At 43.5% G+C, this 25,390-nt stretch carries 22 protein-coding genes; 19 read left to right on the top strand and 3 right to left on the bottom strand.

Annotated elements, in window-relative coordinates; all coding sequences use genetic code 11:
• The first annotated feature begins 23 nt into the window (after positions 1 to 23).
• The 4 genes from gatA (at position 24) to NIT04_RS14455 (ending at position 4,754) form a co-directional block, all read left to right on the top strand.
• Positions 24 to 1,490, top strand: a complete 1,467-nt coding sequence (gene gatA / locus NIT04_RS14470) for an Asp-tRNA(Asn)/Glu-tRNA(Gln) amidotransferase subunit GatA (protein WP_252504242.1) — start codon at positions 24 to 26, stop codon at positions 1,488 to 1,490.
• The gene (gatB, locus tag NIT04_RS14465; RefSeq protein WP_252504241.1) at positions 1,490 to 2,920 is read left to right on the top strand and encodes an Asp-tRNA(Asn)/Glu-tRNA(Gln) amidotransferase subunit GatB; all 1,431 of its coding nucleotides are present in this window, start codon (positions 1,490 to 1,492) and stop codon (positions 2,918 to 2,920) included. The genes gatA and gatB overlap by 1 nt, the downstream gene beginning before the upstream one ends.
• Before the next feature lie 145 nt (positions 2,921 to 3,065).
• Positions 3,066 to 3,635 (top strand): thioredoxin family protein, encoded by a 570-nt coding sequence (locus tag NIT04_RS14460; RefSeq protein WP_252504240.1) that lies wholly within the window; start codon positions 3,066 to 3,068, stop codon positions 3,633 to 3,635.
• A 165-nt stretch (positions 3,636 to 3,800) separates the two neighbouring features.
• Positions 3,801 to 4,754, top strand: a complete 954-nt coding sequence (locus NIT04_RS14455; RefSeq protein ID WP_252504239.1) for a diacylglycerol kinase — start codon at positions 3,801 to 3,803, stop codon at positions 4,752 to 4,754.
• Between the two features lie 73 nt (positions 4,755 to 4,827).
• On the opposite strand, the gene NIT04_RS14450 is transcribed toward NIT04_RS14455, so the two are convergent.
• A complete protein-coding gene (locus NIT04_RS14450) occupies positions 4,828 to 5,262 on the bottom strand; it encodes an NUDIX domain-containing protein (RefSeq protein ID WP_252504238.1) in 435 nt (144 codons plus the stop codon).
• A gap of 298 nt (positions 5,263 to 5,560) precedes the next feature.
• Between NIT04_RS14450 and NIT04_RS14445 the strand changes: the two genes are divergently transcribed.
• The 7 genes from NIT04_RS14445 (at position 5,561) to NIT04_RS14420 (ending at position 14,402) form a co-directional block, all read left to right on the top strand.
• Complete coding sequence (locus tag NIT04_RS14445; RefSeq protein ID WP_252504237.1) at positions 5,561 to 6,907, top strand: cytochrome ubiquinol oxidase subunit I; 1,347 nt, start codon at positions 5,561 to 5,563, stop codon at positions 6,905 to 6,907.
• Complete coding sequence (locus NIT04_RS14440) at positions 6,904 to 7,929, top strand: cytochrome d ubiquinol oxidase subunit II (RefSeq protein ID WP_252504236.1); 1,026 nt, start codon at positions 6,904 to 6,906, stop codon at positions 7,927 to 7,929. The genes NIT04_RS14445 and NIT04_RS14440 overlap by 4 nt, the downstream gene beginning before the upstream one ends.
• A 14-nt stretch (positions 7,930 to 7,943) precedes the next feature.
• The gene (locus NIT04_RS19165; RefSeq protein ID WP_371922555.1) at positions 7,944 to 8,054 is read left to right on the top strand and encodes a hypothetical protein; all 111 of its coding nucleotides are present in this window, start codon (positions 7,944 to 7,946) and stop codon (positions 8,052 to 8,054) included.
• Positions 8,055 to 8,144: 90 nt separating this feature from the next.
• Positions 8,145 to 9,512 carry a 23S rRNA (uracil(1939)-C(5))-methyltransferase RlmD gene (rlmD, locus tag NIT04_RS14435; RefSeq protein WP_252504235.1) on the top strand — a complete coding sequence of 456 codons (1,368 nt, stop codon included), beginning with the start codon at positions 8,145 to 8,147 and terminating at the stop codon, positions 9,510 to 9,512.
• Between the two features lie 365 nt (positions 9,513 to 9,877).
• A complete protein-coding gene (locus tag NIT04_RS14430) occupies positions 9,878 to 11,506 on the top strand; it encodes a S8 family serine peptidase (RefSeq protein WP_252504234.1) in 1,629 nt (542 codons plus the stop codon).
• 459 nt (positions 11,507 to 11,965) lie between these two features.
• Positions 11,966 to 13,942 (top strand): hypothetical protein, encoded by a 1,977-nt coding sequence (locus NIT04_RS14425; RefSeq protein ID WP_252504233.1) that lies wholly within the window; start codon positions 11,966 to 11,968, stop codon positions 13,940 to 13,942.
• A 271-nt stretch (positions 13,943 to 14,213) separates the two neighbouring features.
• Positions 14,214 to 14,402 (top strand): hypothetical protein, encoded by a 189-nt coding sequence (locus NIT04_RS14420; protein ID WP_252504232.1) that lies wholly within the window; start codon positions 14,214 to 14,216, stop codon positions 14,400 to 14,402.
• Between the two features lie 336 nt (positions 14,403 to 14,738).
• On the opposite strand, the gene NIT04_RS14415 is transcribed toward NIT04_RS14420, so the two are convergent.
• On the bottom strand, positions 14,739 to 15,005 hold the full coding sequence (locus tag NIT04_RS14415; protein ID WP_252504231.1) for a hypothetical protein: 267 nt from the start codon (positions 15,003 to 15,005) through the stop codon (positions 14,739 to 14,741).
• Between the two features lie 799 nt (positions 15,006 to 15,804).
• Here NIT04_RS14415 and NIT04_RS14410 point away from each other — a divergent pair.
• The 8 genes from NIT04_RS14410 to NIT04_RS14375 all read left to right on the top strand — a co-directional run bounded on the left by NIT04_RS14410 (position 15,805) and on the right by NIT04_RS14375 (position 23,924).
• Positions 15,805 to 16,647, top strand: a complete 843-nt coding sequence (locus NIT04_RS14410; protein WP_252504230.1) for a phosphate ABC transporter substrate-binding protein — start codon at positions 15,805 to 15,807, stop codon at positions 16,645 to 16,647.
• A 49-nt stretch (positions 16,648 to 16,696) separates the two neighbouring features.
• On the top strand, positions 16,697 to 17,611 hold the full coding sequence (pstC, locus tag NIT04_RS14405; protein WP_252504229.1) for a phosphate ABC transporter permease subunit PstC: 915 nt from the start codon (positions 16,697 to 16,699) through the stop codon (positions 17,609 to 17,611).
• Between the two features lies 1 nt (position 17,612).
• Entirely contained in the window at positions 17,613 to 18,437 is an 825-nt protein-coding gene (pstA, locus tag NIT04_RS14400) for a phosphate ABC transporter permease PstA (protein WP_252504228.1), read from the top strand.
• 37 nt (positions 18,438 to 18,474) lie between these two features.
• Positions 18,475 to 19,242, top strand: a complete 768-nt coding sequence (gene pstB / locus NIT04_RS14395; RefSeq protein WP_252504227.1) for a phosphate ABC transporter ATP-binding protein PstB — start codon at positions 18,475 to 18,477, stop codon at positions 19,240 to 19,242.
• Positions 19,243 to 19,263: 21 nt separating this feature from the next.
• Positions 19,264 to 19,923, top strand: coding sequence for a phosphate signaling complex protein PhoU (phoU, locus tag NIT04_RS14390; RefSeq protein ID WP_252504226.1), 660 nt, complete (start codon positions 19,264 to 19,266; stop codon positions 19,921 to 19,923).
• A gap of 137 nt (positions 19,924 to 20,060) precedes the next feature.
• Complete coding sequence (locus NIT04_RS14385) at positions 20,061 to 21,401, top strand: sigma-54-dependent Fis family transcriptional regulator (protein ID WP_252504225.1); 1,341 nt, start codon at positions 20,061 to 20,063, stop codon at positions 21,399 to 21,401.
• Positions 21,402 to 21,717: 316 nt separating this feature from the next.
• Entirely contained in the window at positions 21,718 to 23,046 is a 1,329-nt protein-coding gene (locus NIT04_RS14380; protein WP_252504224.1) for a GntP family permease, read from the top strand.
• A gap of 110 nt (positions 23,047 to 23,156) precedes the next feature.
• Positions 23,157 to 23,924 carry a 3-hydroxybutyrate dehydrogenase gene (locus NIT04_RS14375; RefSeq protein ID WP_252504223.1) on the top strand — a complete coding sequence of 256 codons (768 nt, stop codon included), beginning with the start codon at positions 23,157 to 23,159 and terminating at the stop codon, positions 23,922 to 23,924.
• Positions 23,925 to 24,151: 227 nt separating this feature from the next.
• Here NIT04_RS14375 and NIT04_RS14370 read toward each other — a convergent pair whose 3' ends face one another.
• Complete coding sequence (locus NIT04_RS14370; protein WP_252504222.1) at positions 24,152 to 25,330, bottom strand: DHH family phosphoesterase; 1,179 nt, start codon at positions 25,328 to 25,330, stop codon at positions 24,152 to 24,154.
• Positions 25,331 to 25,390 lie beyond the last annotated feature (60 nt).

Here is a 25,390-nt window from a genome sequence, read left to right as displayed (position 1 = left end):
AACGGTTTTTAGGAGGAAGTAAGATGACGTTAATGAAAAAAACGGCAGCAGAACTTCAAGCACTTTTACATAACGGAGAAGTCTCTGTCAAAGAAGTGACCGAGGATTCATTCAAGCAGATTGCTGCATTGGATGGTCAAGTGAAAGCGTTCCTGGCGTTGACGGAAGAAGAGGCGTTAGCGAGAGCGGAACAGTTGGACAACGCACCGAAAGAAGGACGTGGTCCGCTGTTCGGATTGCCGATTGGTATTAAAGACAATATCGTCACAAAAGGCACTGCTACAACTTGCGCAAGCAAAATGCTTGAGAATTTCGTTCCAGTGTATGACGCGACAGCTGTAGAAAAAGTGAATGAAGCCGGCATGATCAGCGTCGGTAAATTGAATATGGACGAGTTTGCCATGGGTTCCACAACTGAACGTTCGGCTTTCCAGACGACGCATAATCCATGGAATTTGAATTGTGTACCTGGAGGTTCTTCGGGCGGTTCCGCAGCTGCAGTTGCAGCAGGAGAAGTTCCTTTCTCACTAGGTACAGATACAGGAGGATCGGTTCGCCAGCCGGCTGCGTTCTGCGGAGTCGTTGGAATGAAGCCGACCTACGGCAGAGTATCCCGGAGCGGTCTCGTCGCGTTTGCCTCCTCTTTGGATCAAATCGGCCCAATCACTCGGACAGTCGAGGATAATGCACTGTTGTTGAACGCCATTTCAGGTGTCGATCATAGGGATTCCTCCTCTTCGTCACAGCAAGTGCCTGATTTCAAAGCCGCTTTGACTGGCGATATTAAAGGCTTGCGAATCGCTGTTCCGAAGGAGTATTTGGGCGAGGGCATCGAAGAAGATGTTAAAGACAAAGTACGCGCGTCCTTAAAAGTGCTTGAATCGCTTGGCGCAACTATAGGGGAAGTGACATTGCCACATTCCAAATACGCTTCGCCGACATATTACGCGATTGCAACTGCAGAAGCCTCTTCCAATCTCGCAAGATTCGACGGAATCCGTTACGGCTATCGTTCAGAAAGTGCGAAGAACCTGGAAGAAATCTATTTGCGTTCACGCGCTGAAGGATTCGGGGATGAAGTGAAAAAACGAATCCTTTACGGCACATATGCACTAAGTGCAGATCATCATGAAGAGTTGTACGTTAAAGCGATGAAAGTCCGTACGCTTATCGCTCAAGACTTTGCATCCGTATTTGAAAATTACGATGTCATCGTCGGACCAACAAGTGCAACAACTGCATACGAAATCGGCGGTGTCGCGCAAAACCAATTAACATTGTATGCGAACGACGTTTTGACAGTGTCTGTTAACTTGGCTGGTATTCCTGCCATTTCAATTCCGTGCGGCTTTTCGAATGGAATGCCAGTCGGTCTCCAAATTATCGGAAAACATTTCGATGAAGCAACTATTTATAAAGTAGCGCACGCATTTGAACAAGCGACCGATTTCCATAAAAGCACTCCATCTTTAGGGGAGGGTACTAACTAATGAACTTTGAAACGATTGTTGGACTTGAAGTCCACGTTGAATTAAAAACCGATACGAAAATCTTTTCACCGGCGCCATCCCATTACGGTGCAGAGCCGAATATGAATATCCATGTGTACGACTTGGCATACCCGGGAACATTACCGGTGTTGAATAAGCGTGCGGTCGACTTCGGAATGAAAGCTTCCCTCGCATTGAACTGTGAAGTGGCAAAGGTCATGAACTTCGACCGTAAGCACTATTTCTATCCGGATAACCCGAGCGCCTATCAAACTTCGCAGGACAAGCGTCCAGTTGGCCAAAACGGTTGGATTGAAATCGAAGTCGAAGGCAAAAAGAAGAAGATCCGCATCGAGCGCGTCCATCTTGAAGAAGATGCAGGCAAATTGACGCATAGCGACAACGGCTATTCACTCGTCGACTTGAATAGACAAGGCACGCCGTTAATTGAAATCGTCACGGAAGCAGATATCCGCTCCCCGGAAGAGGCATATGCATTCCTTGAGAAGCTGAAAGCGATTATTCAATATACAGGCGTTTCGGACGTCCGCATGGAAGAGGGCTCACTTCGTTGTGACGCCAACATTTCATTGCGCCCGTTCGGACAAGAAGAATTCGGAACGAAAACTGAATTGAAAAACTTGAACTCCTTCAACTTCGTCCGCAGAGGGATTGCAAATGAAGTCGAGCGCCAGGAGAAAATCCTTCTGTCCGGCGGTAAAATCCAGCAAGAAACGCGCCGTTATGATGAAGCGACTGGCCAAACCGTGCTTATGCGCGTAAAAGGCAGCGCGAACGATTACCGTTTCATCAACGATCCGGACTTGCCGGAAATCCATATCGACCAAGAGTGGGTCGAGCGGGTCCGTGCCGAGATTCCGGAACTACCGGATGCACGTAAAGCAAGGTACGTCAATGAGCTCGACCTGCCGGAATATGACGCGCACGTCTTGACGTTGACGAAAGAGATGTCTGACTTCTTTGATGCAACAATTGCTGCTGGAGCAGACGCGAAACTCGCTTCCAACTGGTTGATGGGGGAAGTGTCCGCATATTTGAATGCAGAGCAAAAAGAGCTTCATGATACGGCACTCACTCCGGAAGGTCTTGCGAGCATGATCAAATTGATTGCAGATGGCACAATTTCATCTAAAATCGCTAAGAAAGTGTTCAAGGAACTGATTGAAACAGGCGGAAACGCTGCTGACATCGTTAAAGAGAAAGGCCTCGTCCAAATTTCCGACGAAGGCACACTCCGCGCAATTGTGACGGAAGTGCTGGATGCGAACGAACAATCGATCGAGGACTACAAAAACGGCAAGGACCGCGCAGTCGGCTTCCTCGTCGGACAAGTGATGAAAGCGACAAAAGGACAAGCGAACCCGCCAATGGTGAATAAAATCCTTCTTGAGGAAATCAACAAGCGATAAGTCCAAACATGAATCGTCCTATACGGGTCTTGCGAAAGTCTCCCGTATAGGGCTTTTTAATTTGTTCGGAAATGGCATCCTATTTGATTCGGGAAACGAATAGGCTTACACTTAAGAAAAGGTAATGATAAAGGAAGGTGTCGGAATGAAAACTGAAAAACAGTATTTTGATGAGGCGATTTCACTCGCGGACTATATGGATCGTATGGAGAAGCATAAAGAAAACAGCTTCGGCATTTACGAAAAGTTCGACGTGCCCCAAGACGACGCATTCATCGAAATAGCAAAAGCGAAAAAGCCCAATATACTAGTCATAACGGAAGATTGGTGCGGGGACGCAATGATGAACAATCCAATCCTGCGCCGAATTGCAGAAGCGGCGGACTTGGACGTGCGGACAGTCTATCGTGACGAAGATACCGATTTGATCGACAGACACCTGACAAATGGCGGCCGCTCGATCCCGATTTACTTGCTTCTCGACAAAGAAGGCGAAGTGCTGGCGAAATGGGGTCCGCGTGCCGCATCCATCCAGGAGGATGTAATGGAGCGCCGTAAGCAGCTGCCGGCAAAAGACGCGCCAGATTTCGAAGAGAAGCAACGGGAATTCATCGCTGAATTGATGAAGGAATATACGACTCAGCCCGAATTATGGCTCACCGTTTACGAAGACATCCGTAAAACATTCATGCCTGCATTGCAACAGACGAACTAATAAGCAGGTGCAGTCTGTAATGCCAGCCGGCGCATGAACGATTTGACGGATACGCAAAGCGTGTCAGGGAACTTTTTAGTACGATGGATAGTCAAAGTAAGCGTCTTTTTGTTGGATCAGACGCATGCTAGCGTTGCATTTTGTATGAATTGAGAGGGAACATGTATGAAGCGTGCAAGAATCATTTATAACCCGACAGCAGGACGTGAAATATTTCGGAAGCATCTAGCTGAAGTTCTGGAAAAGCTGGAGATCGCCGGCTATGAAACATCCGTACATGCGACCACAGGAGAGGGCGATGCGAAAGAAGCGGCGAAAAAAGCTGTGGAACGGGGCTTTGACGTCATCATCGCATCTGGCGGAGATGGAACGTTGAACGAAGTCGTCGCCGGAGTCTCCCCATTTGAAAAACGACCGACAATCGGACTCATTCCGACCGGGACGACGAACGACTTTGCGCGTGCGTTGCGTATTCCGCGGGATATTGAAGAAGCGATCGACATTATCGTCCGCGGAGAGACGATTCCGGTGGACGTCGGCCTCATGAACGACCGTCATTTCATCAACATCGCAGGCGGCGGAAGAATGACTGAGCTGACGTATGAAGTACCGAGCAAGCTAAAGACAGTTCTCGGCCAGCTCGCCTATTACTTGAAAGGGATCGAGATGCTCCCTTCCATCCATTCGAGTGAAGTGAAAATCGAGTACGACGATGAAGTGTTCGAAGGGGAAGTGATGCTTTTCCTCGTCGGCTTGACCAATTCCGTCGGCGGCCTGGAAAAATTGGCCCCGAACTCAAGCATTAACGATGGCAGATTCACGTTATTAGTATTGAAAAAATGTAATATGGCAGAATTCATCAGAATCGTCACGTTGGCACTCCGCGGAGAGCATTTGGATGACCCGCTCGTCATTTCCGCCAAGCCGAAAAAAGTGAAGATCACTTCATCTGAAGAAGTACTGCTGAACTTGGACGGAGAATACGGCGGAACCCTTCCCGCCACTTTTGAAAACCGATACCGTCATATCGAAATGTTCGCTCCGCTCGACCAATTGCGAGAGCAGGACCGGATCGACAATGAAAATGACGATGAAAATGAAGAAGCTGCATTGGATTAATCATCCATGCAGCTTTTTATTTTTGACGAAATATAAGTTTCAATGAATCTCTCAAGCCTTCTTAAAGAGACCCTCAAATAATAAAATCTATCAGCTCGTCTTGTCCTGCAGCGAGCGCTGGCAAGTCATTCACCGGCATCCAGCGGCAATGGAAAATCATGCCGTTATCTTTACCGGTACTTTTCACGCACGTATCCCATTCATGTTCATCCTCCCCGATATAGGTGAGGTGAAAGACATTCCGCTCATGAATGACATTTTTCCGATTCTCAGGAAAGTAATTCTTCTTATCCACTTTACCATTCAACTGAAGCTGGTCGCGACGGATGCCGGTTTCTTCTTCAATTTCCCTGTAGAGCGCATCGATGAGAAGTTCGTCTTCTTCAATCGTTCCGCCTGGCACTTGCAAGCCTGCTTCCGGATTCCCTTCTTGCTCGAACACAAGGATTTTTCGTCCGGCATGGTCATCCTTCGTAATATAAGCTAAAACTTTTCTTTTAATTTCCATTGTGCTCACCTCTCTTTAATCTCTCCATTATACACAACATTCTAAATTCTCTCAAGAGCAAAATTCCGGTTGAAAACATTTCACATTACTTGTGACAATCCTGTTATTTCGAACGTAAAAAGGGAAAAGTATAGAACAGTTATCTTATGATAGGGAAGAGATGAAATCCAAAGACGGAGGAGGGCTCCCGTGTATAAGAAACAAGAGAAATGGCTCATGTGGCTTGTCTTTATCGTGGCGGGAATCATGTTGTTTTCCATTTTAGGAAGAATTTTCGGAAGTTAAGGAGGAAAAATAGATGGTAAATGAAGAAGCCGTGTTTTATTCGCGTGTCTTGACGGAACTGACGTTATCGTTCCATATCCTTTACGCGACAATCGGCGTCGGCGTCCCGCTCATGATCATGATTGCGCAATGGGTGGGAATCCGGAAAAACGATGAACATTATATTTTGCTTGCCAGGCGGTGGGCGAGAGGATTTGTTATTACAGTGGCCGTCGGTGTCGTAACAGGGACGGCTATCGGCTTGCAGTTGTCTTTGTTATGGCCGAATTTCATGGAGTTTGCGGGAAATGTCATCGCTCTTCCATTATTCATGGAAACGTTCGCTTTCTTTTTTGAAGCTATTTTCCTAGGGATTTATTTATATACGTGGGATCGATTCGAAAACCAGAAAAAGCATTTGCTGCTATTAGTGCCGGTTGCAATCGGCGCCTCGTTCTCTGCAGTTTTCATTACGATGGTGAATGCATTCATGAACGCTCCTCAAGGCTTCGATATTGTCGATGGGGAGCTCGTTAACATCAACCCGATCATTGCGATGTTCAACCCGGCGATGCCGACCAAAGTGGCGCACGTCGTCATCACGGCGTATATGACAGCGGCATTTGTGCTGGCAGCGATTGCGGCGTTCAGGTTGTTGAAAGGATCCAATCATATTTATCATAAGAAAGCCTTGCATCTGACAATGAAACTTGGACTTGTCTTTGCCATTGCAACCGCAGTGATAGGGGATTTCTCCGGTAAATATTTAGCAGAATACCAGCCTGAAAAACTGGCTGCGGCAGAGTGGCATTTTGAAACGCAGGAAAATGCGCCGCTCGTCTTGCTCGGCGTTCTGAAAGACGGGGAAGTGAAGTATGCAATAGAAGTTCCATTCGGCCTTTCTTTATTGGCATATAGCAACCCGAGTGCTGAAGTGATTGGATTGGATCAATTCCCGGAAGATGAAATTCCGCCGCTTTATATCCATTATTTATTCAACATTATGGTATTCATCGGCATGTGGATGGTCTTGCTTGCGGCTTGGTATTGGATCGGCATGAAACGAGGCTGGAGAAGCGTGACGACAAAATGGTTCCGCTGGCTCATCGTCCTTGGAGCTCCGCTAACATTCATCGCTATTGAATCAGGTTGGTGGCTTGCGGAAGTCGGCCGGCAGCCGTGGATTCTTCGAAAGATCATGCGGGTCGAGGACGCAGCGACGACGAGCGGCCAAGTCGACCTGATGCTCATGCTGTTTGCAGGGTTGTACATCATCCTCGGCATCGGAAGTGTCGTCGTCTTACGACGGATGTTCCGCAACAACCCGGTCGAGCGTGAACTGGAAGATCGGCATATGGAAAAGGGCGGTGATGTGCAATGAACTTGGAGATAATAGGGATTTCGGTTCTTTGGACGTTCCTCTTCGGTTATATTGTCGTCGGAGCAATTGATTTCGGTGCAGGTTTTTTTAATGCATATAGTTTGCTGACGGGGAAACAGCGAATTTTGACAAAAGTCATCCAGCGGTATTTGTCCCCGGTCTGGGAAGTGACGAACGTATTTCTCGTCTTCTTCTTCGTAGGAATCATCGGGTTTTTCCCAAAAACTGCTTTTTATTACGGTACGACATTATTGGTGCCCGTCAGCATCGGCGTCATCCTGCTCGCGATTCGGGGTTCGTATTATGCGTTTGAAACATACGGAGCCCGGCGCCATAAAGGCTATTCTTTCATGTACGGGCTCGCGGGCCTGTTGATTCCCGCTTCGTTATCGATTGTCCTGACGATATCGGAAGGCGGCTTCATCGAAATGGTGGATGGAGCTCCGGTGCTTGACTACTGGGTTTTATTCACGAGCCCGTTGACGTGGTCAATCGTCCTCCTCAGCATTGCCGCGACGCTTTACATTTCGGCCGTCTTCTTGACGTGGTATGCGAATAAAGCCGGCGACAAGGAAGCGACCGACCTGCTCCGGAAATATGCGCTCATCTGGTCGTTGCCGACGATCATTACAGCGGGCGGCATTATTTTCGAGCTTCGTAGGCATAATTTCGATCATTATTCGAATATCCAAACGTTTTGGCCGATGTTCCTCATATCGTTCCTTTTATTTGTCGGAACGGTTTGGCTGCTCTGGAAACGGCGCAGCTACGGTTGGGCATTCGGATATCTCATGGGCCAATTCGCCTTTGCGTTTTTCGGGTACGGTGCGTCCCATTATCCGTACTTGCTCTATCCGCATTTGACGATATACGACAGTTTCACGAACCCGGCGATGGCAATCTCTCTCATTGTCGCCTTCATTCTCGGACTTTGCCTTTTGATACCGTCGCTCGTGTTGCTCATGCGACTGTTCCTGTTCAATAAAAACTATGTCCGCGGAAAAGAGGACTACCATGCGTAAAGGGGGATTTTGGCATGTTTGAATTCATTATTTTCTATGCTCCATTCATCGTCCTGATCGCCGCAATTGTCATCGCGTTTCTCATCGCGCCGATGGACGGTTCGGTGACGGATAAAGAAGATTAACAAATAGCAGACGTCTTATGGCGTCTGTTTTTTCGTTTAATCGCGAAAAAAATGCTAAACTTGTTACATACGAAATTTGGAGGAAAAATCATGTCTTTTATTGTGAATCAAAACGATCGTCTCTCTGTCTACGTTGAAGATTTGACGCATGACGGGTCAGGCGTTGCGAAAGTGGAAGGATATCCATTGTTCATTCCCGGAGCGTTGCCTGGGGAGGAAGTGGAGGTGCAAGTCGGGAAAACATTGAAGAACTACGGGTTTGCCCGCTTGTTGAATGTGACAAAGCCTTCTGAGGACCGCGTAGAACCGCCATGCCACGTATTTTGGGAATGCGGCGGCTGCCAGCTGCAACATTTATCGTACGAGGCACAGCTCATCCAAAAGCAAAAACAGGTCCGCGATGTCATCGACCGCATCGCGAAGTTGCCGGACGTGCCTGTCCATCCAGTTAAAGGGATGGAAGACCCGTGGCGCTATCGGAATAAATCTCAAATCCCCTTCAGCGAACGTGACGGCAAAGTCGTATCCGGATTTTATCGGTCGCGCACCCATCACATCGTCGACACGGACGTCTGCATTATCCAAAGCGAAGAGGCGGATGAACTGATGTCTACGTTGAAGCATGAAATGCATGCGCTTGGCCTCGAAGCATACAACGAAAAGACCCATCGCGGCATGCTCCGGCATCTGATTGTCCGTAAAGGGAAGGCGACAGGGGAAATTATGGTCGTTCTCGTGACGCTCAAAAAGAAGTTCCCGCAAAAAGAGGCAGTAGTCGAACTCATTAAACGGGTTGTGCCGGAAGTGACATCGATCATGCAGAACGTCAACAGCGAAAAGACGAACGTCATCTTCGGGAATGAAACGTTACCTCTATACGGCAAGTCGTTCATCATCGACAAGATCGGCGATATCCAGTTTGAAATATCGGCGCGCTCGTTCTACCAAGTGAACCCGGAGCAAACCGAAGTGCTTTACAAGCAAGCGCTTGACTATGCACAGCTGACAGGTGACGAAATGGTCATCGATGCGTATTGCGGCATCGGGACAATTTCTCTGTTCCTAGCGCAAGAGGCGAAGGAAGTGTACGGCGTGGAAATCGTTCCACAAGCAATTGAGGACGCCAAACGCAATGCCGAACTGAACGGCATTACAAATGCCTATTTCGAAGCAGGTGCTGCGGAAAACGTCATCCCGAGATGGTACGCGGAAGGCAAACGATTCGATGTATTAGTCGTCGATCCCCCGCGTAAAGGATGCGACGAGAAACTGTTGCAGACAATTTTGGAATACAAACCGAAGCGCGTTGTGTATGTATCGTGCAACCCAGGAACGTTAGCACGCGACTTGCGGATCTTGGAGGACGGCGGCTACCAGACGAAGGAAGTACAGCCGGTCGACATGTTCCCGCAAAGCAGCCATGTGGAATCGGTTGCTTGGCTGGAGATTACATTGTAACCGAACAAGAAAGTAACACCCTTTAAAATAAAGTCCAATGGCGCCGCCAATCCCTTAAAAACAAAGTCGGCGCCAATTCAGCTCTCTCCTTGGCTCTTATGCCAAAGATCCTGCTATCGAAATCACCCTTTTGTCTGCAAAAGATATTGTAGAAGTAGAAGAAAAAGTTTGTAAGTTAAAAATAGGGAATTACACCTATTACAAGACTTTTAAAATATGCGATATAAAAGAGTAGCCTTTTACCACTAAAGAGCACTCTTTTTTTTGTGGGAATTTTTGCATGTGTTTTAAAAAAGGTTTCAAATCCAGACGTTCATAAAGCATTTCAATCTATTAAATTCGATATATAGTAAAGGAGAGAAATTATGAAAGAATTAATCAAAAAAGGTAAGTCGAAAAAGATTTTTGCAACAGTTCTTACGTTAGGGCTTGCAATGAATGTGTTAACACCCTTTGCAAGTGCTGAACAACTGAGTGATACGGAAAAAGAGTATGTTGTCGTGTACAAGAATAAAAGCGGAAAAGATGCTGTCATCAAAGGAAGCAGAAAGGTGAAAACACAATTCAAGTCCATCAATGCTCTTGCGGTAAAAGCAAGCCCTAATGCAATGAAGGCGTTGGAGAAGAATCCGAATATTGCTTCTGTTGAAGAAAACATCACCTTTTCTTTAGTAAGCAATAAAAATGTTGTACAAGTATTAAACAAAGTAGAGGCTAAATCTACTGGAACTACTGTACCCGCAGAAGAATCCCAATGGGACATTCAAGCGATGAAAGTATCAAATGCCTGGAACGAAGGATTGACTGGAAAGGGAATTAAAGTAGCTGTTGTTGATTCAGGAGTTGCAAACCATCCAGACCTCCTAATTAAAGGTGGAGTTTCCACTGTAGACTACACCACTTCTTATAATGACGATAATGGCCATGGTACACACGTTGCAGGGAGCATTGGAGCAAAGAGAGATGGTAAAGGATTAGTAGGAGTAGCACCTGACGCTGATTTATATGCCGTAAAGGTAATGGATCAAGATGGTAGCGGTTATCTAATCGACATCTTAGAAGGACTTGACTGGTCGATTGTAAATAAAATGGATGTTGTCAACATGTCTCTTGGAACAAGTGCAGACAGTACAGCATTTCGTGATATGGTCGCTAAAGCACAGACTAGCGGAATCGTATTAGTAGGAGCTAATGGTAATGATGGAGTAGGAACTCCTGTAAACTACCCTGCAAAGTACAATGAAGTAATTGCTGTGTCTGCGGTGGATCAATACTTGAAAATCGGCAGCTTCTCTTCTACCGGTGTCGAAACAGAACTCTCTGCACCTGGGGTAGCGATTGTCAGCACATATTTAGATGGAAGCTATGCACGTTTAGATGGAACGTCAATGGCTTCTCCTCACGTTGCAGGATTTGTTGCTCTATTGAAGCAAAAGAACCCTACAATGACAAATGCACAGCTTCGTGCTGAACTACAAAAACATACAACTGATTTAGGTGATGCAGGAAGAGACTCAATATTCGGTTATGGATTCTTAACATATGAATCCGTAGCGCCAACAGCAACGCCTGCACCAGTTGTAGACACTACGGCTCCGGGCGAAGTATCGGGTGAAAAAGTTGTCAATGTCACAACAAGTTCAGCTACCCTGTCTTGGGTAAATCCAATTGATCCTGATTTTGCAAAAACAAACCTCTACCTAAATGGACAATTGTTAGGTTCTGTTGACAGCACATCTACAGGTGTAACCATCAGTGGGTTAAATGCAAGTACATCCTATACTGTTACATTGAAAACGGTAGACCAAACAGGCAATGAGTCTGTTGGAAGAAACGTAACTGCTACGACTGCAAAAGTAGCAGACACTACGGCTCCTGGCGTGGTCAAAAACGTTAAATTAACTGCTACAACATCTACAAGTGCTTCATTCTCATGGACAAATCCAACGGATACCGACTTTGCAAAAACAAATATCTATCAAATGGTAGATTGATCGGTTCTGTTGCTAAAGGCACTCAAGCAGCTAATGTCACTGGTTTAACAAGAAACACATATTACACCATTATGTTCAAAACAGTAGACACTACAGGCAATGAGTCGACGGGTGTAAGCCTTAAATTTACTACAAAACGATAATCGTTTGCATTGAAAAGCTCTTTCCTTATGGAAGGGTTTTTCTTATGGACTCAAACAGACATTTATCTTTAAACATATGATAAAAATACAAGAATGGGAGGAGCAAAAGGAATGATAGCAATGAGCGTTTATTAAAATAAAATTTAAGTTGACAGGGAAATCCCCCTATCCAAAACGTTTTAGTAATATTTAGTCTATTTTTAGCGTATAATTAGGACAAGTAGTTAAAAGTTCAAATGATTCAAAAAACAATACTGGAGGAGGATAGCGATATTTGTTTATTATGTTAACAATATGTCAGGGGGATTGAAATCGGATGATTAGGAAAATACTTTTTGTTCTAGTGGTAATGTCAATGTTTATGAGTAGTGCAATTGTATTTGGTCAAAAAGCAGACGATATTAAATGGGTTAAGGAACCGACTATAATCGACTCTGAAGGTAAGAAAATAGACATTATAGGAGCTTTGGAAGTACCAAAAAGTTACAAAGGGAATTCAAAAGTAAGTTTAGAGATTAATGGCTTTAATGTAAACCTAGATAAAGATGGATATTTTACAACATCAGTTTTTAAATCATCTGAAATAAATATAAAGGTGTTTAGCGGAAAAAATGAAATCGTAGAACTAGCAAAAAAAATAAAGTATGTAATGGATAAGAGCCGTGTTAATGAGGCTGTCAAACTAATAGATGAGCTGCCAACTGTAAATGAATTAGCATTAGGGGATAAAGAAACAGTACAAACAGCAAGAAAATTTTATGAATCATTGACACCTGAAGAAAAAGAATTAGTGACCAATTTGAATAAACTAGAGGAACTAGAAAATAGATTAGAAGAATTAGCACATTTATTTTTACTTGATCTGATCCAGGAGGCAGAAGAAGCAATAAAGTCTTTGCCATCAATTGAAGATATAAGAATAAAAGATAAGGAAGCGGTACTAGCTGCAAAAACCAAGGTGGAAAAAGTTAAAGAAATAGATTCGGATGCTAATATTGCAGGCGAAGAATTATTAGGGGCGTTATTTGAAAAAATACAATATCTAGAGAAAGAGGCTGCCAATAATTATTTCTTCCCATCAATATATATGGATTCCCCAACACCACAAAAAACTTTTGCGTATTCTGATATTTTATTCGAAGGTTATGTAACAAATGTAAAATATCTTGAAAAGATCCTCATCCAAGGTCAAGAAGCGGATGTTGTATATGTAGCGAATGCAGAAGTGAAAAGCGGAGGGCAGGTTGTCCATAAAGGACCTGCATATAAATTCAGAAAGGTCCTTACATTAGAAGATAATTCGCATGCCATTAAGGTAGAGGTTATTTCACAATCTGGTAAAAGAGGAGATATTGCAAGAAGGTTTTATGTTGATACAACACCTCCAGAATTAAATATTGTGGTTAAAGAAAGAGAAGCTACTTCAGATAAAGCCCAACTCGAGATTAATATGAAGGATAGGTTCAGCTATCTAGACCTGTATGAATTTGATAGTCATATTGGACAATACGAAGGGAACTATAGTTCTGCGATTGATAAAACTTTAGAATGGACTGTAGACTTGGAAGTTGGTGATAATGTCTTCACTTATACACTAGTAGACGGAGCAGGAAACATAACCGTTAAAGAAATAACGATTGTAAGAGAGAAACCAGCACCAATAGCAAAAGGTAAAGTGCAAATAAGTCTATATAAGGATTCTGCTTCAAGTAGCAATAAAATACCATTTGAAAATATTAAAGGATCTTTCTATCTTAAGAATAAAGTAACAGGGCAAGAGTATAGAGTGGGGAGTACCCCTGGGAATGCTAAGGAACGTTACGATATGACAGATATTCCAGTAGGAGAATATACAATCCACTTTGATGTACCTGAAGGAATGTATACACATAAGATATTACTTGGGGACTCCTATAAAGAAACATTATATGGCGAAGATATCAACCCATTAAATGTAGTTGATAGAGGCACTACGGCGAATTATGTAAAAATTGTAATTAAGGCAGATGATACGTTAAAAGAAATTAAACCACTAGAACCCCTCTATGTCTCAAAAGATATTACTTTGGAAGAGTTTAAGGCTGCATTACCTAATAAAGTAACCGTTGTTGACTCTGCAGATAGAGAGCATGAGGTAGCAGTAAGATGGGACATACGACCATTTACTTTTGATTCGTATAAAAAGCCAGGTGAATATACTCTTTATAGTGAATTTTTTACTCTACCAATAAATGTTTCTAATACTGATCCTGCTACAAGATTGGAAGTAAAGCTAAATGTTAACTTTCAGTAGACCCTTATAAATATCTTAAATTAGTTAGTTCTAAATTCGGCTTAGGCGTACCCTTTCGCTGGGTACGCTTTTTACAATTCTAAAATCATCTACATTTAAAAATTAATTACTAACTTACAAACACAATTATATTTGTCGTTTGTCTATAGGCTAAAACGCACAGTGATGGGTGTTTTAAATATTAGCCTCGAAGACTAGAGCCCGTTATAAGATGTCTCGTCAACCTTCCTTGTCCTTATTCATATTATGTTAGGAGAGGAGGTTTTACGGAATGGATCGATTCATTCTTTTGATGTTGGCTGGCATCTTGGCAGGTTTTGCATTATTACGTGTACCATTAGCTGGTCCTTACTTAGGAGTCTTAGAGCCAATCATAGATTTGGTAGGTATTTTAGCTATCTTGATTTTCTCGCTTGTTCTACTTTACAAAGGAGTAAAAGCGCTAATTGGAAAGTACTAAGGGAAGTTCAATCCCATTATATATACAAGCTTTTCCGTAACATCGCAAACTTAATAAGTGCCACGGCCCTATATCAATGGGACATGGCACTTTTCATACTGTCTATTTCGTACATCTTATTTGATCCATTAAATAATTGACAATAGCATCGTCCCGGACAAGCCAGGCTTCGTAGTTTCTCTTAAGCGAACGCTCTGCTTCGTCAAAGCTTACAAAAGTCTGTTCCATAGTTGTTTTGTTTTGTTCAATGGCCCAAGTTTCCTTGTTACCTGATAAATGAAAAAGCTCTCTTCTCTTCGATTTGTATAGAGGGAACCGAACGAAGAACGTTTCACATTATAGCGATTTCTGCGGTGCATCTTCTCTTATAGGCTCTAAGTGGAACGTGTCCAATACAAACGTTTGAAACGCCTCCTTGCTCAACGAGCATCCAGATGCTTTTGCATGCCCGCCGCTACCATATTGCCCCGCAACTTCCGACACATCCACATGATCATGGATCGTTCGAAAAACAACTCTCTTACCCCCAATATTGAGGATTGTGATGTAATCCCGATGGGTATATTCTTTGCCCGGGTTTTTCGGTGCCTGTGCATCGCCCATTTATGACAATTCAATAATTAGTATATCTATTCATAAGGTAGGCAACCAAAGCTTGACATGGTTGCCTACCTATTTGAATCTAAACAATTGTAGTGTATTGTCTGTATTGTGTTGGTGCCTATGTTGGTGCCTGTGTAAGATGCATTTATGACTATTCATCGTAAAGAATATAAATTCAGTAAATATTCAATAACCCATTGATGAATTCAACTTTCTGATTTTCCTTATTCAATTGTAGTGCATAATCAGAATAGTTTGCTGCACAGGCACCACGAAAAAGATTTAATAGGTTAATTATACAATGAAATCAGCGATTCATTCGTAAAAAGAAATAGCTCGCTGTTTTTTTACTTTATATGCGGGTAAGTTCCGTTGATTGGAGTGTAGAGTGGCGACTCCTGTGGGATTAGCGGGACAGGTGAGACCCCACAGGAGCGAAGCGACGAGGAGGCTCACCGCCCGCCCCACGGAAAGCGTCCGCTCGGAACGCAAATCAACAGTTCTAGCATAAGCCCTCTTACGTGGACTTTTTCAGTGACCTTTCCTGATGGAAGGGTTTTTCTTATGGACTCAAACAGACATTTATCTTTAGACAAAAATACAAGAATAGAAGGAGGAAAAGGAATGAGAGACAAGGTTGGCTGCTACCCTGTCGCATATTTGAATCACAAAAACATTTATCACAACATTCAGTGAGTGTAAAGAGAATTTACAAAACCTTTACAAGAATACTTAATAAGATTTACAAATGGGCATTACTATTTACAATGGGTCAACAAATTATGTCGGAGGTACAAATATGAAATGTATAAGGAATGCAACAAAAGGATTATTCGTTATCTCCTTAGCAATCGTCCTGACTGCATGCGGGGGCAATGCCGAAGAAGGTAGCAAATCTTCCAATGATAGTGCAACGACGATTGCTATTTCAGGGTCCACTTCCGTAGGGCCGTTAGCTGAGAAATTAGCATTTAAATATGAAGAGAAAAATGACGTGAAAATAGAGATCAACCAGATTGGGTCATCGGCTGGCATAACGAATGCCATTAATGGAGTATCTGAAATCGGTATGGCCTCCCGTGATTTAAAACAGGAAGAGATCGAGAGCGGATTGAACGAGATCGTTATTGCCTACGATGGCATTGTTGTCGTAACTCATCCGACGAACAAAGTAAGAGATCTCACTTTGGAACAAGTGAAGAAAATATTCACCGGTGAAGTGACGAACTGGAAAGAGGTTGGCGGCGACGATATGGAGATTGTCGTTGTTTCCCGGGAAGACGGCTCAGGCTCCCGTGACGCGTTTCAGGAAATCGTCGACTTCTCGTCAGGGCAATTAGTGAGAAATGCCATTATTGCGAGTGGTAACGGGAATATCAAAACGACTGTTGCAATGAATAAGCATGCGGTCGGTTTTATTTCCTTCGAATATGTGGATGAGTCTATTTCAACGGTTGACATCAATGGAGTGGAAGCAACAGCAGAAAATGTTCTGCAGCAAACGTATAAACTATCACGTCCATTCTTGTTCGTCGCTAAGGAAGAAAATTTAACTGAAGCAGGTCAACAATTCATCGATTTCATTTTAAGTCCGGATGGACAAGATGTCGTTTCTGAAACTGGGGCCATCCCCGTTAACTAATCAAATCGACATCAATCTTACGTAAAAGCGATCTTGGAGGGATTCAGCTATGACAAGCCCACCTATTGAAAAGCAAGGTATAGGTAACGGTAAATCAAATAGAAGAAAATACATGTTAGAAAGTTTATCATCCAAGCTATTCTTGTTCTGCGCACTGCTTTCCGTGTTCAGTTTGTTATTGATCGTAGGATTTGTATTTTATAGAGGTTCCCATCCGTTCATTGCAGAGGGGTACAGCTTTTTTGACTTCATCTTTGGGGTAGATTGGGTGCCAAGCGAGGATAAATTCGGGATTTTTCCAATGATCGTCGCTTCTATTTATGCAACGATCGGAGCGTTAGTAATTGGGGTGCCCATTGGTTTATTTACAGCAATCTTCCTATCGGAAATTGCGCCGAAACGGTTTGCGAAAATCATTTCGCCGGCTGTACAGCTGCTTGCTGGGATCCCGTCTGTTCTATATGGTGTTTTTGGACTTGCCATTATCGTGCCGTTTTTGCAAAACAACTTAGGATTGGTGAAAGGGCAAAGCTTATTGGCTGTCATTTTAGTGCTAGCGATCATGATGCTACCGACAATCGTGACGGTAGCTGAAACGGCGATCCGCGCTGTTCCGAAAACGTATCGGGAAGGCTCCTTGGCACTCGGCGCTTCTGAAATCGGCACCATTTTTAAAGTCGTCGTACCGGCAGCCAAGTCCGGTATTATGGCAGCCATTGTTCTTGGCTTAGGGAGAGCGATCGGGGAAACGATGGCGGTTATCTTAATAGCCGGTAACAGTTTGATCACGCCTACAAGCCTGACAGATAGTGTCCGCCCGTTAACAACCAATATCGCGTTGGAAATGGGCTATGCTGCAGGCGTGCATCAAGAAATGCTATTTGCAACCGGTATCGTGTTGTTCTCCTTTATCTTGATTTTGAACTTTGTACTAGCAAAAATCAGCGCAAGGGGTGCTAATTAAGATGAGAAATAGTAAAGACAACTTATTGCGTGGACTTCTTTGGTTTTCTGCTTTCGTCACAGTTGCCATTCTGTTGCTTATTGTGGGATTCATCTTTTACAAGGGATTCCGTCTCATCAATTTTGAATTCATCTTTGGCGATTATTCGCCGACAGGTGGCGGTGGCATTTGGCCGATGATTGTTACGACCGTGTACACTATCGTTATTTCACTCGTTATTGCAACGCCAATCGGAATTTTGGCTGCTGTCTATCTTCAAGAGTATGCGAAGCAAGGCCGCCTTGTAAAAGCGATACGTTTTGCGACGGAAAGCTTAACAGGGATTCCATCCATCATCTACGGATTGTTTGGTGCAGTTTTCTTTGTTACGACGTTGAAGCTCGGCATGTCAATCATTTCTGCGTCATTAACGTTGACGATCATCGTATTGCCTGTCGTCATCCGTACAACAGAAGAAGCATTGAAAACGGTGCCTCAAACGTATCGTGAAGGTTCTTTGGCTTTAGGGACAACGAAACTTCAAACACTTATGAAAGTCATTTTGCCAAGCTCAATGCCTGGAATCCTATCAGGAATCATCCTTTCCATGGGAAGGATTATCGGTGAGTCGGCAGCGATATTTTTAACAGCTGGAACTGTAGCAGCGATGCCTGCAAGCATTTTCTCTTCTGCAAGGACATTAACTGTCCATTCCTATTTAGTTACACAGGAGGCAGGCGATATCGAACTTGCAGCCGCGATTGGGATTGTGTTAATCGTTATTATCTTGATTTTGAACTTCTCAGCTACGTTCATATCCAAGAAATTGAATAAAGCAGATTACTAATTTTACGAAAGCGGGACATAGAAGTAAGGAGGAGCTTATGAAGCAGTCAAAGGGTACAGCAAAGATCAGTGTAAAAGACTTGAGTCTTTTTTATGGAGATAAACAGGCATTATACGATGTGTCGTTAGACATTGAAGAAAAGAAAGTGACAGCATTAATCGGGCCATCCGGTTGCGGGAAGTCGACTTTTCTACGGACGTTAAACCGCATGAATGATCTGATCGATGGGGTGAGGATCAACGGGGATATTGTCATCGATAACGAAGATATTTATAAATCGAGCGATGTCATTAAGCTTCGTACAAAAGTCGGCATGGTATTCCAAAAGCCGAACCTATTCCCAATGAGCATTTATGATAATGTCGCGTACGGACCTCGTGCACAAGGAATTAAGAATAAGAAGGAATTGAACCAAATTGTTGAGGAAAGTTTGCGTGGCGCTGCGATTTGGGATGAGGTGAAGGATCGACTTAAGACGTCTGCACTTGGTCTATCAGGTGGTCAACAGCAAAGGGTTTGTATTGCCCGTGCGATTGCGATGAGGCCGGATGTCATTCTGATGGATGAACCCACTTCGGCACTAGACCCGATCTCCACATTGAAAGTCGAAGAATTGATTGCACAATTGAAAAAAGAATATACAATTGTAATCGTAACCCATAACATGCAGCAGGCTGCGCGGGTATCAGACAAAACAGCTTTCTTCCTAAATGGAGAGATTGTTGAATATGATGCCACAAACAACGTCTTTTCAAATCCGAAAGACCAACGAACCGAAGATTATGTAACGGGCCGTTTCGGTTAACCAAATCAAGGGGTGACATTCATGAACGCAAGGAAATACTTTGACAAGAACTTGCAAGAATTGCAAAACAAAATGAATGAGATGAACAAGCTTACTGTATCTGCATTTGAGAAAGCTTTCACAGCTTTTAAAACGCAAGATGTCGAATTGGCGTTGCGAGTCATTGATGAAGACACAGCCATTGATAATCTGGACCACGAAATTAACCAATTTGCTGTGTGGCTTATTGCGAAAGAGCAACCATTTGCAACCGATCTGCGAAGAATCATAGCATCATTGAAAATCACTTCTGATATCGAACGGATTGCAGACTTTGCAGTAAATATCGCGAAAGCGACTGCGAAAATCGGAAAAACCGAATCGCTCATCAATATTACAAAGCTAGAGCAAATGAATGAGATCTCCCTTACTATGCTTCAAAAGGCGGTGTCTGCATTCATCGATGGAAACATGGCGTTTGCTAAGGAAGTTGCCGGGTTGGACGATCAAGTCGACAATTACTATGCGGAAACATATAAAAGCATAACTGGCTATTTACGTGAGCATCCAGAAGAAACAACACAGCTCGTACAATTACTATTCATCAATCGTTACCTTGAACGGACTGCTGACCATATTACGAACATCGCCGAAAGTGCCGCGTATTTAATTAAAGGTCAAATTTATGATTTGAATCAATAACGATAGACATGAGGTGAAATTCATTCGAACATGGATGAGTTCACCTCATTTTTATTTTCCGGTTAAAATTTATCTGTTTGCACTATATTTACTATTTTGAGAAGATGAGATTACTAGGGATATGGTGGAGGGGTATAATGACGTCGGTAACGGATAGATTAACGGAATCGGTCTTACTAGAAATATTGGAGAATGCATTTCAGTGGTTTGTTGTCGTCGATAAAGAATCGAACATTTTATATATCAATGAAGAATACTGTAAGTTCCTTGAAACGACTCGTGAAGAAGCAATCGGAAAGCCGGTGAATGAAGTCATTGAAAACTCACGTATGCATGAAGTTGTAGAGACGGGTGAGGAACATGTCGCATCGCCGCACTTCATAAAAGGGAACTACATGTTAGCGAACCGTGTTCCAGTGAGAGTGGATGGAGAAATTGTCGGGGCTTTCGGAAGTGTCATCTTTCGAGACATGAACGATTGGCATAACTTGAGCTCTCAAGTGAGAACGACGATGGAGAAAATTAAGATTGGACAGACGGCAGAGAAAACGACATTCCAGCTACAAGATATTCTTGGATCTTCCGATTCAATTCGATCAATTAAAGAAACCATTCAAATGATCGCCCCAAGTGATTTACCTGTATTGATCCAAGGAGAAAGCGGAACTGGAAAGGAAATGTTTGCGCAAAGTATTCATTACCTATCGAACCGCTCTGAAAAGCCTTTTGTAAAAGTGAACTGTGCAGCAATTCCTGCAGAGTTTCTTGAACTTGAGCTTTTTGGCAGTGTTGGATCTACAGAACAAATCCAAAGAAAAGGGAGGATTCATCAAGCTGAAGGCGGGACATTGTTCTTGGATGATTTAGGGGACATGCCACTATCGATGCAAGTTAAATTATTGAGGGTGCTCCAGGAGGGCACGATTGAACCGATTGGATCACATAATGCAAATAAAGTAAATATCCGAATCATAGCTGCTGTGAATCAACCGCTAAAAAACTTAATGGAATCTGGGAAATTTCGCGAGGATCTGTATTATCGAATTCATGCAGTTACGCTACAAATTCCACCGCTTCGTCAGCGGATGGATGATTTCGAGGAAATTACAAATCACTTTTTTCACGAAACGATTGCGACAGTGGGGAAGCGCAATCTTTCAATTGCACCGGAGACGATGCAAACTTTAAAAGAATATAGTTGGCCGGGGAACGTGAGGGAATTGCAGAACGTCATCCAAGCGGCAGTCTATTTAACAAATGGAGATGTGATAGAACCTAGTGTCCTGCCTCAAGGAGTCCGAGCCAAGTCCCGATACTATACAGGCAACACCCAAACGTTACAGCAAGCGATTGAGCAATTGGAGGGGAATATCATTGCTGAAACTCTTCAGATGTACCCGAATAAAAGAGAAGCGGCAAAGGTGTTAGGGTTAAGTAGAAGTACGTTTTATGAGAAAATGAAAAAATATGAGTTTTGACCTATTTTCCGATTTTCTGGACAGGTGTGCGGAATTTCGGACGTGCGGAAATGCGTGCTTCATATATTGGAAAGGGGTATACGTAAACAGTCCGAGATTTTGGACTGTTTTTTCTTGTTATCTTGTAAAACGTTTAGAAATAAGGGTTTGCAAGTTTTCATAAGCTTTGATTAAATGAATTGAAAGCGTTTTCTATCTACATACGCAGGAGGTGAATTTTAGGGAGACGAGCTATTGATGAATTGTAATGTAGCAATTGTCATTATTTTTTGAATAATATTAACTGAAAATTACAATTATATTTGGGGGAAATGCAATGGAAGCATTAGGGATGATTGGTTTGATTGGGGGACTCGTTCTTCTTATTTTCCTGACAATGAAGGGCGTCAATATTTTGATCGTAGGTCCTATTTCTGCATTGTTTGTTGCGTTAATGAGTGGAATGCCGCTATTCGCAAAACTTGCTGATGAAGGGCAAGCTGATTTTGTAACAAGTTATATGGGTGGATTCACTTCCTTTATTGCATCTTGGTATATGATGTTCTTGCTTGGTGCTGTATTCGGGAAAGTGATGGAAGATAGCGGAGCGGCGGATGCCGTTGCAAAATGGTTTGTAGATAAAATGGGGATGAAATATGCCGTATTGGCAATTGTAGCCGCTTGTGCAATTTTGACTTATGGTGGCGTAAGTTTGTTCGTTGTTGCATTCTCCGTCTATCCTATGGCCATCTCTTTATTTAAACAGGCTGATTTGCCAAGAAGATTCATTCCCGCGACACTTGCTCTTGGATCGGTCACATTTACGATGACCTCTGCCGGATCACCGGAAATTCAAAACTGGATTCCGATCCCGTATTTGAATACAACTGCGTACGCAGGCTGGGAAGTCAGTTTAATTGTCGCCGTGTTCATGGCGGTGTTTGGATACTGGTGGCTGAAGAGAATGGTGACAAAAGCAGTTAACAAGGGTGAGCGGTTCGTCGGTAGGGAATCGGATCCGGCATTCGATACGACTCGTAAACTGCCAAATCCATTCTTGTCCATGATTCCTTTGGCTGTTGTATTGATCATATCATTTATTTTCCACGATTCGTTAGCGCAATCCGCATTGATTGTCGCGTTGCTCGGTGGGATTATCGCTACTTATATTGTAGGAAGAAAATATTCCACGAATTTTGGTGCAGCTGTTTCAGCTGGTACGCTTGGAGCAATTGTTGCAATTGGAAACACTGCCGCTGTCGTCGGATTCGGTGGAGTGGCAAAAGCGGTTCCTGCTTTCCAAATGGCTGTAGAAGCTATGACGAACATTCCAGGCTCTCCTTTAATTGGTGCAGCCATAGCGGTATCGGTCATTGCAGGTATGACTGGTTCTGCATCAGGTGGCCAGACGATTGCCTTGCCATTGATTGCACCGCATTATATGGACATGGGAGTAAATCCGGAGGCGTTGCACCGTGTTGTCGCCATCTCGTCTGGTGCACTTGATTCCCTCCCGCATAACGGCTATGTCGTGACAACGATTCAGTCTATTTGTGGAGAATCACACCGAGATGCATATGGTCCAGTGGGCGCCTTAACTGTCATCGTTCCAGTCATTGGCGTGGCGATTGCAATCATCTTGTTCTCCTTTGGATTTGGGATTTAACCAATTCATATGAACCAGTTAAACTGAAGAATGGACGACTGTTCGAACTTTGGGGCGCCTTGAGTATATCGCGTCAGGCGCCCTGTATTTTTGTTTCGGGAGGAATTCGCATGGTAGAAGGAAAAGTTTTATTTATCACAGGAGCTGCCCAAGGGATCGGCTTTGAAATTGCCCAAGAATTTTCAGAGGCCGGTGCGAAGGTGGTGCTTTCGGATATCAATGAGGAAAAAGTGAAGGCTGCTGCCCAAAGTCTCAGTAAAGACGCAATTGGCATCAAGTGCGATGTCACGTCTGAAGCAGATTTGGAAAAGGCGATCAATGAAGCAATCGATCATTTTGGACGAATTGATATACTCATTAATAATGCAGGGATGCAGCATGTTGCGATGCTTGAGGATTTTCCGACGGAGCGGTTTGAATTGCTCGTTAAAATTATGCTGACGGCGCCATTTATCGCAACAAAGCTCGTATTGCCACATATGAGGAAAAATGGTTTTGGACGTATCCTGAACATGGCTTCCATCAATGGACTAGTCGGTTTCGCAGGGAAAGCCGCATATAACTCAGCGAAGCATGGTGTCATCGGGTTGACGAAAGTGGCAGCTTTGGAAACGGCAGCAGATGGGATTACGGTGAACGCAATCTGTCCTGGCTATGTTGACACGCCGTTAGTGCGCAATCAGCTAGAAGACTTAGCGACGACACGCAATGTCCCACTTGAATCCGTTCTGGAGGAAGTCATATATCCATTGGTTCCTCAGAAGAGACTATTAGACGTTAAGGAAATCGCCGATTTGGCTCTATTCCTTGCGAGCGATGCAGCGAAAGGCATGACCGGCCAAGCGGTAGTACTAGATGGTGGATATACAGTGCAATAAATGAAGCGGCCTCTCATCTAAGAGAGCCCGCTTTTATTTATCAGAATTTTGCCGGTGCCTGTGCAGCACACATTTATGACAATTCATTGTAATGTATAGAAATTCACATATTCAAAATGTAAACATTGATATGAGTGGATTCCAAATGTATTTTATTCAATTGTAGTGCATAGTCAGAATAGTTTACTGCACAGGCACCACTTATGAGTTTGCTGCACAGGCGCCTCTTATTTATTACGTATCTGTTCTATTAAATAATTGACGAAAGCATCGTCCCGTACAAGCCATGCTTCGTAGTTTCTTTTAAGGAAACGCTCCGCTTCCTCGAAGCTCGCAAAAGGCTGATCTATCTTTTCGTTATTTTGTTTAATGGCCCATGCTTGATCGTCTTCCGGATAGATGAAAAAGCTCACATCCATTCGGTTTTTATAGAGGGAACCGAACGAAGAATGTTTCACATTGTAGCGATTGCGTCGCGCGTCTTCCCTTAATGGTTCCAAGTGGAACGTGTCCAGCACAAATTGTTGAAAAGCATCCTTGGTCAATGAGCATCCAGAAGCTTTTGCATGACCGCCTCCGCCGAATTGCCCGGCAACTTCAGATACATCAACATGGTCATGAATTGTTCGAAAACCGATTCGTTTCCCACTCATGTTTAAGATGACGATGTAATCAAGATGCGGGTATTCTTTGCCAAGTTCATTGCCAAGCTCTGAATGGTACGATTCTGCATAAACAATTCCGGCAAAAAGGTCGCCTGCTTGCGTCTGGACGAGACCTCGCCTCTTTCGGCGAATATAGCGCTCAATTTTATCTTCTTCCATATCGAGTATTTTCTTTTCGAATTCATCAAAGTGGAAATGGTCGTCTGAAAGTAGTCGATCAATCATCTTTTCTTCAAATTCATCAATTGTGATGAGGAAAAAGAGGGCGTTAAGACGTTGTGCAGACTGATTATTATTTTTTTCCCATTCCCACGTATCATACTGCCTGACGAGCTCGACGAATTCGGCTATCGATTCCGATGGTTCCATAAGCTGGTGTGTCACAAGGTATTCAAAAAATAGGGAAGTCGCTGAAGTTAATTTACCTTCATCGTCCTCTACGACGACATGACTCCACTCATACTCGTTAAAGTGAAGCGCTGTTTTATGGTGATCAAGCAATTGGACCTTTCCGCCATCTTCATAAAACGCCTCGAGCCTTTTCTCGTTTTCTTCATTGACCGACAAATCTGTAATGAACAAAAAAGTTTCCTTATCTTCATTCTCCAAAAACCATTCTACTTCCCGGTCTAAACCAGAAACGGAATTATAGCGCACTTTAACTTGCTTGCCGAAAGCAATCTTCGCTAAAATACCGCAACCAACACCATCCAAATCATTATGTGACAATAATTTATACATATCCATCACTCCTCGAACGACAGTATAGTCAAATTGCGAGGATGACAGTCATTCATAGCT

This window comes from Sporosarcina sp. Marseille-Q4943, assembly GCF_943736995.1.
GTDB lineage: Bacteria > Bacillota > Bacilli > Bacillales_A > Planococcaceae > Sporosarcina.
Note: the sequence above shows the minus strand (reverse complement) of the source record. Positions and strands in the feature narration are given on the sequence as shown.

What these genes read in the sequence shown, in the direction of transcription:
- NIT04_RS14440 (WP_252504236.1), top strand. Translation starts at nt 6,904, where the DNA reads ATGAACTTGGAGATAATAGGGATTTCGGTTCTTTGGACGTTCCTCTTC.
- NIT04_RS14375 (WP_252504223.1), top strand. Translation starts at nt 23,157, where the DNA reads ATGGTAGAAGGAAAAGTTTTATTTATCACAGGAGCTGCCCAAGGGATC.
- gatB (WP_252504241.1), top strand. Translation starts at nt 1,490, where the DNA reads ATGAACTTTGAAACGATTGTTGGACTTGAAGTCCACGTTGAATTAAAA.
- pstA (WP_252504228.1), top strand. Translation starts at nt 17,613, where the DNA reads ATGAGAAATAGTAAAGACAACTTATTGCGTGGACTTCTTTGGTTTTCT.
- NIT04_RS14455 (WP_252504239.1), top strand. Translation starts at nt 3,801, where the DNA reads ATGAAGCGTGCAAGAATCATTTATAACCCGACAGCAGGACGTGAAATA.
- NIT04_RS14370 (WP_252504222.1), bottom strand. Translation starts at nt 25,330, where the DNA reads ATGTATAAATTATTGTCACATAATGATTTGGATGGTGTTGGTTGCGGT.
- NIT04_RS14460 (WP_252504240.1), top strand. Translation starts at nt 3,066, where the DNA reads ATGAAAACTGAAAAACAGTATTTTGATGAGGCGATTTCACTCGCGGAC.
- NIT04_RS14420 (WP_252504232.1), top strand. Translation starts at nt 14,214, where the DNA reads ATGGATCGATTCATTCTTTTGATGTTGGCTGGCATCTTGGCAGGTTTT.
- NIT04_RS14430 (WP_252504234.1), top strand. Translation starts at nt 9,878, where the DNA reads ATGAAAGAATTAATCAAAAAAGGTAAGTCGAAAAAGATTTTTGCAACA.
- rlmD (WP_252504235.1), top strand. Translation starts at nt 8,145, where the DNA reads ATGTCTTTTATTGTGAATCAAAACGATCGTCTCTCTGTCTACGTTGAA.
- gatA (WP_252504242.1), top strand. Translation starts at nt 24, where the DNA reads ATGACGTTAATGAAAAAAACGGCAGCAGAACTTCAAGCACTTTTACAT.
- NIT04_RS19165 (WP_371922555.1), top strand. Translation starts at nt 7,944, where the DNA reads ATGTTTGAATTCATTATTTTCTATGCTCCATTCATCGTCCTGATCGCC.
- NIT04_RS14380 (WP_252504224.1), top strand. Translation starts at nt 21,718, where the DNA reads ATGGAAGCATTAGGGATGATTGGTTTGATTGGGGGACTCGTTCTTCTT.
- pstC (WP_252504229.1), top strand. Translation starts at nt 16,697, where the DNA reads ATGACAAGCCCACCTATTGAAAAGCAAGGTATAGGTAACGGTAAATCA.
- NIT04_RS14415 (WP_252504231.1), bottom strand. Translation starts at nt 15,005, where the DNA reads ATGGGCGATGCACAGGCACCGAAAAACCCGGGCAAAGAATATACCCAT.
- NIT04_RS14385 (WP_252504225.1), top strand. Translation starts at nt 20,061, where the DNA reads ATGACGTCGGTAACGGATAGATTAACGGAATCGGTCTTACTAGAAATA.
- NIT04_RS14425 (WP_252504233.1), top strand. Translation starts at nt 11,966, where the DNA reads ATGATTAGGAAAATACTTTTTGTTCTAGTGGTAATGTCAATGTTTATG.
- NIT04_RS14450 (WP_252504238.1), bottom strand. Translation starts at nt 5,262, where the DNA reads ATGGAAATTAAAAGAAAAGTTTTAGCTTATATTACGAAGGATGACCAT.
- NIT04_RS14445 (WP_252504237.1), top strand. Translation starts at nt 5,561, where the DNA reads ATGGTAAATGAAGAAGCCGTGTTTTATTCGCGTGTCTTGACGGAACTG.
- pstB (WP_252504227.1), top strand. Translation starts at nt 18,475, where the DNA reads ATGAAGCAGTCAAAGGGTACAGCAAAGATCAGTGTAAAAGACTTGAGT.
- phoU (WP_252504226.1), top strand. Translation starts at nt 19,264, where the DNA reads ATGAACGCAAGGAAATACTTTGACAAGAACTTGCAAGAATTGCAAAAC.
- NIT04_RS14410 (WP_252504230.1), top strand. Translation starts at nt 15,805, where the DNA reads ATGAAATGTATAAGGAATGCAACAAAAGGATTATTCGTTATCTCCTTA.